The organism is Sinomonas atrocyanea (assembly GCF_030812675.1).
Classification (GTDB): domain Bacteria; phylum Actinomycetota; class Actinomycetes; order Actinomycetales; family Micrococcaceae; genus Sinomonas; species Sinomonas atrocyanea_B.
In genome coordinates, this window is sequence record NZ_JAUSTE010000001.1 from 204416 (window position 1) to 216949 (window position 12534).

The window sequence follows — 12534 nt, forward strand, 5'->3', positions numbered from 1 at the left end:
ACTCTGCCGTGCCGGGCGGCGCGTTCAGGCTCAGCTGCGCGGCGCGACCATGCGGCGGTACCGCCCTGCGCGCACTGACGTTGGCAGGAAGCGGTACACCGCCCGGATGCCCACGTTGCGCAGCCAGTCGGCCCGCGTGATGAAGCCCCCCGCGAGGAGCTGGTCCTGGGTGGCGACGTCGTTCGCGAGCACCCGCAGGCCGCCGCGCCGCTCGTAGGCTCCCCCCGAGACGCGGTAGCGCACGAGCGGTTCGGCGAGGTTGCGCACCGCCGCCCCGGCCGCGATCATCCGCGCCCACAGCCAGTAGTCCTCGGCGGCCGGCACCGACTGGTACCCGCCCACTGCCTCGGCGGCGGCCCGCCTGAAGACCACCGTCGGGTGCGAGATCGGGTTGCGGGCGCGGGCGGCCGCGCGGATCTGCGGCGGGGAGGTCGGGACCGAGCGCGTGGCGAGGACTGCCGCCTCGTCGTCGCCGATCTCCTCCATGGCGCTGCCCACCAGGTCTGCGCCGGCCTCGATGACGGGAAGCTGGGCGGCGAACCGCCGCGGCAGCGAGATGTCGTCCGCGTCGGCCCGGGCGACGACCGCGTGGCTGCAGGCGCCCAGGCCGAGGTCGAGGGCGGCGGTGATGCCGACGTTGGCCGGCAGGGCCAGCACCCTGACGGCGGTCGCCGGCCCCGCGATGGCCTGCGCGTCGTCGAGCGCGGCCTGGAGGTCGGCGTGCACCGGCCCGTCGCGGACGATGACAGCCTCCGCCGGCGGCCGCTCCTGCTCGGCTGTGCTCGACGCGAGGGCACGGCGGAAGCGGCCGGCGGTGTCGCCGTCGTACACCGGCAGCAGGAGGCTGAAGGGCTCCCCTGCCGGCAGCGGCGCCGCGGGCGGGAGCTCCGGCACGGGGCGGAGCGGGTAGATGCCCGCGAGGACCTCGGCGTTGCTGCGCGGCGCGCGGAGGGCGTCCCGCATGCCCCGGGCGAGGCAGCCCGCGAGGAGCCGGCGGTCGGAGGACTTGGCGAAGGTCCTGGCCCAGATCCGCGCGGTCGCGTACGTGTACGCGAGCCGCTCCCAGGGAGCGAGCGAATGCGTGCGGCCGTAGAGCCAGAACCGGTTGCGGACCTCGTAGTAGAACCGGGGGCCGGGGTCAACGTCGGTGGTGCCGAACTTCTTGGTGTGGTGGGTGACCACGGAGCCCGGGACCTGGATCGCGTCGTGGAAGCGGGCGAGCCGCGTCGTGTACTCGAAGTCGTCCCCCCAGAGGAAGTAGTCCGCGACGGGCAGGCCGAGCGCCCGCACCGCGTCGCCGGCGAGGAAGCACGAGACGAAGGAGGCGCTGCGGATCGGGCGGGCCCCGACGGCGGCGGCGCGGCGGCGCTGGGCGGCGGTCACGCCGAGCCGCTCGCGCATCGAGTTCATGGGATGCTCGCGCCCGTCGGACCAGACCACGTGGCTGGCGAGCACGGTGGGGCGGTGCTCGGGCGCCTGCGCGTACCGCCTCCACGCGTCGACGGCCGCGGCGAGGGTGTCGGCGTGCGGCTCGGTGTCGTCGTCCATGACCCAGACGAGGTCCGCGCCGTGGTCGAGCACCGCCCGCTCGATTCCGACGGTGAAGCCGCCGGCGCCGCCCACGTTGGCGCCGAGCTCCACGAGATCGATCGACAGGGGCGTCTCAAGCGTGCGGACGAACTCGGCCGAGCCGTCCGTCGAGGCGTTGTCCACGACCACCACCGCTGCGGGCAGCATGGTCCCGGATGCGAGGCCAGCGAGGGTGCGTGCGAGCAGGTCGCGGCGGTTGAAGCTCACGACGACGGCGACGACCCGCGGAGGCGCCTCCGCGGTCTCGGCCTCGAGGGGTGCAGGGGCGGATTCCGTGGCGCTCATGCGGGCGGGAGGTCTGCCTGCTCGCCGGTCCCCGGGGTCTTGGCAGGGGTTTCCCCCGCCGGGGCGTCCTCGGCGGGCGCCTCTCCCGCAGGGGCGTCATGAGGGGGCTCCGCGGCCGGGGCGTCCACGGCCGGAGGCTCCTCGCCCAGACCGAGCACGTCGGGGGCGACCTCGCGGATCGCCTCGAGGCTGAGCGCGCCCTGGCGCACGATGCGCAGGTGCTCCCCCGTGCAGTCGATGATGGTCGAAGGCAGCCCCGCGGGCCCGGCCTCGTCCCCGTCGGCCGGGCGGAAGCCCTCCTCGAGGTAGACCTCCACGCTCTCGGCGAGCTGCTCCCGGGCCTCCGCGGCCGTCTGGGCCGCCGCGTGGCCGGTGCGGTTCGCGCTCGAGACGGCGAGCGGGCCCGTGATGGTCAGCAGCGCCTGGGCGAGCTCGTCGTCGGGGATGCGCAGGGCCACCGTGCCCTTGGTCTCCCCCAGGTCCCAGGTCAGCGAGGGCTGCGCGTGGAAGATGAGCGTGAGGGGCCCGGGCCAGAACTTCTCGGCGAGGGCGCGGCCGGCAGCCGGGACGTCCGTGGCGAGGCCGTCCATGGTCTGCAGCCTCGGGATCAGCACGGGCGGGGGCATCGAGCGGCCGCGGCCCTTGGCGGCCAGGAGCGTGGCGACGGCCTGGGCCGAGAAGGCGTCGGCGGCGATGCCGTAGACCGTGTCCGTCGGCATCACGATGCACTGCTTCTGGGCGATCGCGCGCTGGGCATGGGCGAGGCCCTCGGCGCGCTGCTGGGGATCGGTGCAGTTGTAGGTCGCGGTCGTCACGGCGACCATTCTTCCACGGGCTCTGCCGTGCCCCGTCCGGGCCTCACCGGCGCACGGCGCTCGTGGCGCGCGGCAGGCCGTTGAGGTCGGTGTGCGAGCGCACCTCAGTCCAGTGCGGGCTCGACGCCAGCCGTCCGGCGATGCGCCCGGCCTGCACCTCGGCGTGCTCCATGACCAGGAACCCGCCGGGGACGAGGAGCCGCGCAGCCGTGGCCGCGGCGGCGAGCGGAAGCTCGAGGCCGCCGTCGGCGCCCCCGTAGAGCGCCATCTCGGGATCGTGCAGGGCCGCTTCCGGGTCCCGCGGGACCATGTCCGGCGGGATGTACGGCGGGTTCGTCACCACCACGTCCACGGTGCCGTCCAGCTCCGGCAGCGCCGTGCGCAGGTCGCCGCGCACGAGCCGGACACGGCCGCCCACCTCGGGCAGCGCGAGGTTCCGCGCCGCCCACGCGTGCGCGAGCTCCGACAGCTCGACCGCGTGGACGACGGCGCCGGGCACCTCGTGCGCCACGGACGCGGCGATTGCCCCCGACCCCGTGCCGAGGTCGACGACGACGGGGCGCCGGCCCGCGCGGGCCGGCCCCGCGGCGTCGGCCGCGTCCTCCGGGGCGGGAGCGAGCGCGGGCGGGAAGTGCTCCGCGATCCAGTCCAGGGCCACCTGGACCACGCACTCGGTCTCGGGCCTGGGGACGAACACGCCCGGCCCGACCGCGAGGGTGAGGTGGCGGAAGGGCGCCCTGCCCGTGAGGTGCTGCAGCGGCACGCGCCGGGCGCGCTCCGCGACCAGGTCCCAGAACCCGTCCGGGACGGGATGGCCGGCGATCGCAAGCGCCCGCAGGCGCCCCAGGCCCCCGCCGCCCAGCAGGTCCCCCGCGGGCGCATGGGCGAGCAGGTGCTCTGCGAGGAGCTCCGCGTCGACGCGCGGGCTCGGCACGCCCGCCTCGGCCAGGATCGCGGCTGCGCGCCGCAGCGCGGCGCCGAGGTCGCCCTCGGCCTCCGGCAGCGCTCCCCCGCCGGGCCCGCGGCCGACCCCGTCGGTCATTCGCCGAGCGCCTCGAGCCGGTGCTGCTCGTCCATGTCGATGCAGGACTGGATGACCGGGCCGATGTCTCCGTCCATGACCGCGTCGAGGTTGTACGCCTTGTACCCGGTGCGGTGGTCCGCGATCCGGTTCTCGGGGTAGTTGTAGGTGCGGATGCGCTCGGAGCGGTCCATGGTGCGCACCTGGGATTTGCGCGCCTCGGCGTTCTCGGCGTCGATCTGCTCCTGCTGGTGCGCGAGCAGGCGGGAGCGGAGCACGCGCATGGCGGCCTCGCGGTTCTGCAGCTGGGACTTCTCGTTCTGCATCGCCACCACGATGCCCGTGGGCAGGTGGGTGATGCGCACGGCTGAGTCCGTCGTGTTGACGCTCTGCCCGCCGGGACCCGAGGAACGGTAGACGTCGATCTTGAGGTCGTTGGCGCTGATCTCGATCTCCTCGGGCTCGTCCACCTCGGGGAAGACGAGGACGCCGGCGGCGGAGGTGTGGATGCGGCCCTGCGACTCGGTGACTGGCACGCGCTGGACGCGGTGCACGCCGCCCTCGTACTTGAGGTGGGCGAACACGCCCTCGGCCGGGTCATTCGAGCTGCCCTTGACCGCGATCTGGATGTCCTTGTACCCGCCGAGGTCCGACTCGGTCGAGGAGAGCACCTCGGTCTTCCAGCCCTTCGACTCGGCGTAGCGCGTGTACATGCGGGTGAGGTCGGCAGCGAAGAGCGCCGCCTCGTCGCCGCCCTCGCCACCCTTGATCTCGAGGATCACGTTGCGGGCGTCGTTGGGGTCCCGCGGGATGAGGAGCCGGCGCAGCTTCTCCTGGGCGTTCTCGTGCCCTTCCTTGAGGACCGGGACCTCGGCCGCGAACTCGGGATCCTCCTCGGCCATCTCCTCGGCCGCCTCGAGGTCGTCGCCGAGCTGCTTCCAGCGGTTGTAGGCCTCGACGATGCCGTTGAGCTGGGCGGACCGCCGCCCGAGCTTCCGCGCCTGCGCCTGGTCCTGGTAGACCGCGGGGTCGCTGAGCTGCTTCTGGATCTCGGCGTGCTCGTCCAGCAGTCCTTGCACGGACTCGAACATGTGAGGGCCTTTCTGGGGGGTGCAGGAGGAAGGGGTGAGCCGGTACCGGCTCGCAGAGGACGACGACGGCGGCCGGGCCCGGGTTCTCCCGGGCCCGGCCGCCGTGGGGGGCGCTAGTGCCTGTCGCTCTCGCCCTTGCCGGCGAGCGTCGTCTTCTGCACCTGCAGGAGGAACTCGACGTTCGACCCGGTCTCGCGGATCTTCGTGGTGAGCAGCTCGAGGGCCTGCTGCGTGTCGAGGCCCGAGAGCACGCGGCGCAGGCGCCACATGATCTTGACCTCTTCCGGCGAGAGCAGGTTCTCCTCGCGGCGCGTGCCGGACGCGTTGACGTCCACAGCCGGGAAGATGCGCTTGTCCGCGAGGGCGCGGGACAGGCGGAGCTCCATGTTGCCGGTGCCCTTGAACTCCTCGAAGATGACCTCGTCCATCTTGGAGCCGGTCTCCACGAGCGCGGTGGCCAGGATCGTCAGCGAGCCGCCGTTCTCGATGTTGCGCGCCGCCCCGAAGAAGCGCTTCGGCGGGTAGAGCGCGGCCGAGTCGACGCCGCCGGAGAGGATGCGGCCCGAGGCCGGCGCGGCGAGGTTGTAGGCGCGGCCGAGCCGGGTCATCGAGTCGAGGAGCACCACGACGTCCATGCCCATCTCGACGAGGCGCTTGGCACGCTCGATCGCGAGCTCGGCGACCGTCGTGTGGTCGTCCGCCGGACGGTCGAAGGTCGAGGCGATGACCTCGCCCTTGACCGAGCGCTGCATGTCCGTGACCTCTTCGGGCCGCTCGTCCACGAGCACCATCATGAGGTGGACCTCAGGGTTGTTGATGGTGATCGCGTTCGCGATGGACTGCAGGATCAGCGTCTTGCCGGCCTTGGGCGGGGAGACGATGAGGCCGCGCTGGCCCTTGCCGATCGGCGCGACCAGGTCGATGACGCGCGGGCCGATCTTCTTGGGGTCCGTCTCGAGGCGGAGGCGCTCCGAGGGGTAGAGCGGGACGAGCTTGGTGAACTCGACCCGGTTCTTCATCTCCTCGGGGCTCTTGCCGTTGACGCTCGTGACGCGCACGAGGGCGTTGAACTTCTGGCGGTTGCTGCCGTGCCGGCCGCCGCCCTGGGCGCCGCCGCCCTGGTTCTCCTCGCCGTCGCGCGGGGCGCGGATGGCGCCCACGACCGCGTCGCCCTTGCGCAGGCCGTACTTCTTGACCTGGGTGAGGGGGACGTAGACGTCGTTCGGGCCCGGGAGGTAGCCGGAGGTGCGGATGAAGGCGTAGTTCTCGAGGACGTCGAGGATGCCGGCGACGGGCAGGAGGACATCGTCCTCGGTCACCTCGGTCTCGTCGACCTCGGGGCCGGCGTTGCGGCCGCGGCGGCGCTCGTTGCGGTCGCGGAAGCGGTCGTTGCGGCCGCCCTGCTGGGCCTCGTCGCGGTCACGGCCGCGGCGGTTGCGGCGGGAGCGGCGCGAGCCGCCCTCATCGCCTTCGCCCTCGTCGCGGCGGCGGTCCTGGCGCTCGGAACGGTCCTGGCCCTCGCCGCCGTCGCGGCGGCGGTCCTGGCGCTCGGAACGGTCCTGGCGCTCGCCCTCGTCGCGGCGGCGCTCCTGGCGCTCGGACCGGTCCTGCTGGCCGCGATCGCGGCGGCCGCGGCCCTCGCCGGCCTCCTCGTGGCGGCCCTCGGCCTCCGACGGAGCAGCCTGGCCGGCCTCTGCGCGCTCGGGGGCAGCCGCTTCGGCGGCGCCCTCCTCGCGGGCGGGCTGGGTGGCCTCGGCGGCCCCCTGCCCGGCCTCTGCGCGGCGGTTGCGGTTGCGGGTGCGGCTCGGGCGCGTCCCGGCCTCAGGGGCCTCCTGCGCTGCAGGGGCGGCCTCGGGGGCGGAGGCAGCGGCCTCCGGGGCGGCCGACGGCGCGGCCTCGGCCGGGGCGGCCTGCTCCCCGGCGGTGGGGGTCACCACGCCGTCGCTGCCCGCACGGCGGCGGGTGCGGCCACGGCCGCGGGCCGGGGCGGCAGCCTCGGCCTCGGCCTCGGCCGCCGGGGCGGCGGGCTGCGTCTCGGGCAGGGGAAGCTCGGCGGTGGCCTCGGCCTTCGCGGCCGGGCGGCGGCGCTCGGCGGGACGGGCCGGCGGCTCGCCCTTCTGGTGGGCGGTGATCGCGGCGACAAGGTCGCCCTTGCGCATGCGGGACCCACCGGTGATGCCCAGCTGGGACGCCAAGGCCTGCAACTGCGCGAGCTTGAGGCCGGCGATCCCCTTGGACTCGGACGCGGAGGAGGCTTCCACTGCTGGGTTCAGCTCAGTGGTCTGTGTCACGGATGGTCCTTCCGGAGTCGAGACGCCGGCTTCTCATGGTCCGGCGCATCGTGGTCGTGGCCGCCGACGAGAGCGGCGGCCAGGCTGTGGCGCTGCGAGGCCAGATGGCCGGGCAGCACCGTAGTCATTCAGCCCGCCCCGAGCCTGAGTGGCCTTCGGTGCCGCTGCTGCCGCGCGGAGAAGGCGCAGGCAGCCGGACCGAGGCACAGAGCTGGAGGGGCGGCACCCATGGCACGGAGCTGGATCACGGAGGCGGCGCGCAGTGCCCGGGCCTAGTCGCCGAGGGCAGATTCACCACTGGAAATTTCACCGATGGAAATTTTACCGCTGAACAGATTTACCGTGGGTGCACGTCCACTCTAGCACCTTCGCGGTCCACGGCCAGACGCGCAACACGCCAGCGTGTCACGGCCACCGCGCCCTGCTCCGCGTCGAACACCCCGTGGGTGAAGCGCTCGACGGCGGCCTGCACCTCGCGCGCCTCCTCCTCGCCGTCGGCGAGGGCGAGCACGGTGGGTCCCGCGCCGGAGACGACGGCCGCGTGGCCCTCGGCCCGCAGGGCCGCGATCAGCCGCGCGCTGGGCTCCATCGCGCTCGAGCGGTAGCCCTGGTGGAGGTAGTCCTCCGTGGCCGGAAGGAGCAGCGACGGGTCCTTCGTGAGCGCGTGCACGAGCAGGGCCGCGCGGCCGGCGTTCGCCGCGGCCGCGTGGTGCGGCACCGACGAGGGCAGGAGCGAGCGTGCCAGCTCGGTCGAGAGCTCGTAGTCGGGGATCGCCACGATGGGCACGACGCTGGGCGCGACCTCGGCGATGGCGGTCCGGAACGCCTCCCCGTCCTGCCACGAGAGGGCGAGGGAGCCAAAGATCGCGGGCGCCACGTTGTCCGGGTGCCCCTCGATCTCGCTGCAGAGCTGGAGCGCCCACGCCCGGTCCGGGCGGTCCCCCGGGGCCACGAGCGCCGCGGCCGCAAGGACCGCAGCCACCGTCGCCGAGGCAGACGAGCCCAGGCCGCGGCCGTGCGGGCTCACGTTCTCGGCCGTCAGGGCCAGGCCGGCGTGCCGGTAGCCGAGGCGTGCGAGCGCGGCCTCGAGGGTGCGGACCACGAGGTGGCTCTCGTCGCGAGGGAGGGTGTCGGCGCCCTCGCCGCGCAGCTCGAAGGCGAGGCCGCCGCCGTCGGTCGTCTCGACGGTCACGGTGTCGTACATCGCCAGGGCCAGCCCCAGGCTGTCGTATCCCGGGCCGAGGTTCGCGCTCGTCGCCGGGACGCGCACGGTGACGCGCTGCCCGGCGGCGACGGTGCGCAGCGACTCGGCGGCCGCCGTCGTCGGTGCCGTCATCGGCGGCCCTACTCGAGGCCCAGCGCGGCGGCGACGCTCACGACGTCGTTGCCCACCTTGACGGGCTCGACCTCGCCGCCGTCGGCGGTGCGGAGGGCCCACTGCGGGTCCTTGAGGCCGTGGCCCGTCACCGTGCACACGATGGTCTTCCCGGTCGGGACGCGGCCGGCCTCGTGCATCTTGATCAGGCCGGCCACGCTCGCGGCGGAGCCGGGCTCGACGAAGACGCCCTCGCGGGCGGAGAGCCAGCGGTGCGCCGAGAGGATCTCCTCGTCGGTCACGGCGTCGATGAGGCCGCCGGACTCGTCGCGGGCGGCGACGGCGGTCTCCCACGAGGCAGGGTTGCCGATCCGGATCGCGGTGGCGATCGTCTCGGGGTGGGTGATGGGGTGCCCGGCCACGAAGGGCGCGGCGCCGGCGGCCTGGAAGCCCCACATGACGGGCAGTCTCGTGGAGACGGCCTCGAGCGTGCGCGCGGGCGCACCGTCGAACGCGTACTCCGTGGCCGTGGCGTACTCCTTGTAGCCCTTCCAGTACGCCGAGATGTTGCCCGCGTTGCCCACCGGGAGCACGTGGATGTCCGGCGCGTCGCCGAGCGCGTCGACAATCTCGAACGCCGCGGTCTTCTGCCCCTGGATGCGCGCCGGGTTCACCGAGTTCACGAGGAAGACCGGGTACGCGTCGGCGAGCTTGCGGGCGATCTCAAGGCAGTCGTCGAAGTTGCCGTCGACCTGGAGCAGGGTCGCGCCGTGGGCGATCGCCTGGCTGAGCTTGCCCATCGCGATCTTGCCCTCGGGCACGAGGACCGCGCAGGTGAGCCCCGCGGAGGTGGCGTAGGCCGCGGCGGACGCCGACGTGTTGCCGGTCGACGCGCACACCACGGCCTGGGCCCCGGCCTGGACGGCGGCCGTCATCGCCATGGTCATGCCACGGTCCTTGAACGAGCCGGTCGGGTTCATGCCCTCGACCTTGAGGTAGACCGTCGAGCCGGTCAGCTCGGAGAGCTTCTGGGCGTGCACCAGCGGGGTGCCGCCCTCGCCGAGCGTGATCACGCGCGTCGAGGCGGTGACGGGCAGGCGGTCTGCATACTCGCGGATGACTCCGCGCCACTGGTGGGCCACTAGACTCCTTCGGCTCGCAGGACGCTCGTCACGGATTCGACGACGTCCAGGTTCTTGATGTCGGCGACGGTGGCCGCGAGGGCGGCCTCCGAGGCGCGGTGGGTCACGAAGCGCAGTTCGGCTCGGCGGCCCTCGGGCCGTCCGGCACCCTCCACTGCAGGCTCTGCCCCGTCGATCCGCTGGCGCATCGTCTCGATGGAGACGCCATGCTCGGCGAAGACGGCGGCGACGCGCGCCAGGACGCCCGGCTGGTCGGCGACCTCGAGGCCGATGCTGTAGCTGGTCGTCACGGCCTCGGGGCCCACGAGCGGGAGCGTGCGGGTCGCCGTGCCGGTGCGGCCGGGCGAGCCGGCCAGGAGACGGCGGGCCGTCGTGACGACGTCGCCCATGATCGCCGACGCGGTGGGGGCGCCGCCGGCCCCGGCGCCGTAGAACATGAGCGAGCCGGCGTTCTCGGCCTCGATGAACACTGCGTTGTATGCCCCGCGGACGGCTGCCAGCGGGTGCGTGCGCGGCAGCAGGGTCGGGTGGACGCGGACGCTCACGCCCTCGCGGGGCACGGCGGCCGCGCCGTCGAGGTCGCCCCCGGGCCCGCCCGCCGCCTCGAGCGGGACGAGCTCGGCGATCGCGAGGAGCTTGATCGTCAGCCCGGCGTCCTGGGCGGCGGCGATGTCCGCGGCGCTCACCTTGGTGATGCCCTCGCAGCGCACGTCGTCGAGCGAGACCCGCGTGTGGAAGGCGAGGGAGGCGAGGATGGCTGCCTTCGCTGCGGCGTCGAGCCCCTCGACGTCGGCGGTGGGGTCCGCCTCGGCGTAGCCGAGCCGCTGGGCCTCGGCCAGGACGTCGGCGAACTGCGCGCCGGTCGTGTCCATCGCATCGAGGATGAAGTTCGTGGTGCCGTTGACGATCCCGAGCACGCGGGTGATGCGGTCGCCCGAGAGGCTCTCGCGGATCGGGCGGATGATCGGGATGGCCCCGGCCACGGCCGCCTCGAAGTTGAGCTCGGCCCCGTTGGCGTCGGCCTCGTCGAACAGCGTCGCGCCGTCCTGGGCGAGCAAGGCCTTGTTGCCGGTGACCACGGAGGCGCCGCGGCGCAGGGCAGCGAGGATGTGGGTGCGTGCCGGCTCCATGCCGCCCATGAGCTCGATGACGAGGTCCGCGGAGTCCACGAGGCCCTCCGCGTCGGTCGTGTAGAGCCCGCGCGGGAGCTCGACGTCGCGCGGGGCGTCCACGTTGCGCACGGCGATGCCGACGAGTTCGAGCCTCGCCCCGGCCCGGGCGGCGAGCGCCTCGGCGTCGTCCAGGAGGATCCGGGCCACCTGGGAGCCCACGGTGCCGCCGCCCAGCAGCGCCACCTTGAGCACGCGCCCCGCCTCGGCCCCGGGCTCAAGGCCGGCCTGCGGCTGGGGGGCCTCGCTGGTCTCCGTCATGGTCGCTCCCATCGTCGTCTGTCCCACGGTCTCTCGCCTCGCTGTCCCGCCTCGGGCGGTCATGCGCCCATGTCGCGGGAGAGCAGGTCCTCTTCGGTCTCGCCGCGCACGATCCAGCGGGCCGCGCCGTCGCGGACGGCCAGCACGCCGGGGCGCGCGAGGTAGTTGTAGTTGCTCGACAGCGCCCAGCAGTAGGCCCCGGTCCCCGGGACGGCCAGCAGATCGCCGGCGCGCACGTCCCCGGGCAGGTAGGCGTCTCGGACCACGATGTCGCCGCTCTCGCAGTGCTTGCCCACCACGCGGACCAGCTGCGGCGCGGCGTCGGAGGTCCGATTGGCCAGGGCCACGGAGTAGTCCGCGTCGTACAGGACGGGGCGCGCGTTGTCGCTCATGCCGCCGTCCACCGAGATGTACCGGCGCACGGCCGTGCCGCCGCCCTCGGGGAGATCGACGACGACGTCCTTGATGGTCCCGACCTCGTAGAGGGTGAACGTCGTGGACCCGACGATCGCGCGGCCCGGTTCGATCGAGATCCGCGGGACGGCGATGCCGAGCCGGTCGCACGTGGCACGCACGACGCCGGCCAGCGCCCGGGCGATCTCGGCCGGCGGACGCGGCGCGTCTCCGGGGAGGTAGGCGATGCCGTACCCGCCGCCGAGGTCGAGTTCGGGCAGGGCGACGCCGTACGCCGACCGCATCGCGGCGACGAACTCGAGCAGCCGCACGGCCGCGGCCTCGAAGCCCTCGGGCTCGAAGATCTGCGAGCCGATGTGGCAGTGGACGCCGAGGAGCTCGATGCTGTCGTGGCCGGCCGCGGCCGCGACGGCTTCCTCGGCCATGCTCGCGGGCGCCTCGGTCGCCGCACCGGCGAAGCCCGCGCTGGCCGTTCCCGGCGCCATCGACAGGCCGAACTTCTGGTCCTCGTGGGCGGTGGCGATGAACTCGTGCGTGTGCGCGTGCACCCCCGGGGTGAGCCGGAGCATCACCTTGGCCCGCGGCGCCTCGCTGCCGGGGGTGTCGGTGCCGCGGGCCGCCGCGATCGCCGCGACGCGCTCGAGCTCGTCGAGGCTGTCGACGATGATGCGGCCCACCCCCAGCTCGAGGGCACGGGCGATCTCGGCATCCGACTTGTTGTTGCCGTGCAGCCCGACGAGCTCTCCCGGCGTGCCGGCGCGGGCGGCGACGGCGAGCTCGCCGCCCGAGGCGGTGTCGAGGCGCAGGCCCTCCTCACGCACCCACGTGGCCACGGCAGTGCAGAGGAAGGACTTGCCCGCGTAGTAGACGTCCACTCCCCCGCAGAGGTCGGCGAAGGCGGCGTCGAACGCTGTCTTGAAGGCGCGCGCCCGGGCGCGGAAGTCGGCCTCGCTCAGGACGAAGACCGGGGAGCCGTAGGCGCCCTTGATCTCCGCCACCGGCAGGCCGGCGACGGTGAGCTGGCCGCCCGGGCCGCGCCCGACGTCGTGCGCCCACAGCGCGGGGACCAGCCGGTTGGGGTCCTCGGGGACCCCGAGCCAGGCGGGGGCGAGCGGGGAGGCGGCGCCGGCCGCCGTCATC

The 12534-nt window shown here is 74.1% G+C and carries 10 protein-coding genes; all 10 read right to left on the minus strand.

Annotated features, from left to right (window positions below):
- Positions 1–30: 30 nt before the first annotated feature.
- The 10 genes from J2W20_RS00955 to lysA all read right to left on the minus strand — a co-directional run bounded on the left by J2W20_RS00955 (position 31) and on the right by lysA (position 12533).
- On the minus strand, positions 31–1875 hold the full coding sequence (locus tag J2W20_RS00955; RefSeq protein ID WP_307003788.1) for a glycosyltransferase: 1845 nt from the start codon (positions 1873–1875) through the stop codon (positions 31–33).
- On the minus strand, positions 1872–2690 hold the full coding sequence (locus J2W20_RS00960; RefSeq protein ID WP_373457940.1) for an L-threonylcarbamoyladenylate synthase: 819 nt from the start codon (positions 2688–2690) through the stop codon (positions 1872–1874). The genes J2W20_RS00955 and J2W20_RS00960 overlap by 4 nt, the downstream gene beginning before the upstream one ends.
- 43 nt (positions 2691–2733) lie before the next feature.
- Positions 2734–3732: a N5-glutamine methyltransferase family protein gene (locus tag J2W20_RS00965; RefSeq protein WP_307003792.1), complete on the minus strand. Its 999-nt coding sequence runs from the start codon at positions 3730–3732 to the stop codon at positions 2734–2736.
- Positions 3729–4802, minus strand: a complete 1074-nt coding sequence (prfA, locus tag J2W20_RS00970; protein ID WP_307003793.1) for a peptide chain release factor 1 — start codon at positions 4800–4802, stop codon at positions 3729–3731. Before prfA ends, J2W20_RS00965 begins: the two co-directional genes overlap by 4 nt.
- Before the next feature lie 113 nt (positions 4803–4915).
- A complete protein-coding gene (gene rho / locus J2W20_RS00975; protein ID WP_307003795.1) occupies positions 4916–7093 on the minus strand; it encodes a transcription termination factor Rho in 2178 nt (725 codons plus the stop codon).
- Positions 7090–7221: a hypothetical protein gene (locus J2W20_RS00980; RefSeq protein WP_307003797.1), complete on the minus strand. Its 132-nt coding sequence runs from the start codon at positions 7219–7221 to the stop codon at positions 7090–7092. The genes rho and J2W20_RS00980 overlap by 4 nt, the downstream gene beginning before the upstream one ends.
- Positions 7222–7430: 209 nt before the next feature.
- Positions 7431–8429: a homoserine kinase gene (gene thrB, locus J2W20_RS00985; protein ID WP_307003799.1), complete on the minus strand. Its 999-nt coding sequence runs from the start codon at positions 8427–8429 to the stop codon at positions 7431–7433.
- An 8-nt stretch (positions 8430–8437) separates the two neighbouring features.
- Complete coding sequence (gene thrC / locus J2W20_RS00990) at positions 8438–9550, minus strand: threonine synthase (RefSeq protein ID WP_307003801.1); 1113 nt, start codon at positions 9548–9550, stop codon at positions 8438–8440.
- Positions 9550–10980 (minus strand): homoserine dehydrogenase, encoded by a 1431-nt coding sequence (locus tag J2W20_RS00995; RefSeq protein WP_307003804.1) that lies wholly within the window; start codon positions 10978–10980, stop codon positions 9550–9552. Before J2W20_RS00995 ends, thrC begins: the two co-directional genes overlap by 1 nt.
- Positions 10981–11039: 59 nt before the next feature.
- Complete coding sequence (lysA, locus tag J2W20_RS01000; RefSeq protein ID WP_307004695.1) at positions 11040–12533, minus strand: diaminopimelate decarboxylase; 1494 nt, start codon at positions 12531–12533, stop codon at positions 11040–11042.
- Position 12534: the final 1 nt, after the last annotated feature.